This window comes from Modestobacter versicolor (assembly GCF_041028285.1).
Lineage (GTDB): Bacteria > Actinomycetota > Actinomycetes > Mycobacteriales > Geodermatophilaceae > Modestobacter > Modestobacter versicolor_A.
Genome location: NZ_JABGDB010000072.1, coordinates 1 through 500, shown reverse-complemented (window position 1 = coordinate 500; position 500 = coordinate 1). Strand labels below are relative to the sequence as shown.

The following is a 500-nucleotide window of genomic DNA, read 5'->3' as shown; positions in this document are numbered from 1 at the left end:
CTAGCAACCCTGTCTAGGAATGCTTGAGTCATTTTGTTGCGGCTGCCCTTTGGACGACCTGGCGAACACTTATTACCCGGAAGGAATTTACCGGTTCTGAGATTACGACCATCTTTAATTGGGTCATCTTCCAGTGCCGCTTTAAAATTTCCGGGACGACGATTACCATTCTCGTCGAAGGCTTCAGGACTAAGTAAATAGTCAGTACCTTGTTCAATCATATTATTGAACTCCTTTAATTATCCATTATTTCGTTATGCTTAGCATTACGGTATTAAGTATATATTGTACACTGAAAAAATATTTACACCAACTTTAAAAAAGTTGTAAATGGCTTTTAGCCACTGTAGAAGAAATTAATTGTGTGGGACCTCATAAGCCACTGATAGTGTGCCTGTTCATGTGTGCCACCTCATAAGAAATTGCTTGTGTGGGAGGTCATATGTGCCATATCATAAGGAACCGTTAGATTCGTTATAACCCTATGGTTATAGTTTCAA

Annotated in this window: 1 protein-coding gene; it reads right to left on the bottom strand. The window is 39.2% G+C overall.

Features of this window, described 5'->3' with window-relative positions; genetic code table 11:
- Positions 1-221, bottom strand: a 221-nt coding sequence (locus tag HL054_RS22305) for a hypothetical protein (protein WP_369141320.1), incomplete at its 3' end; no start/stop codon positions are given.
- Positions 222-500: the final 279 nt, after the last annotated feature.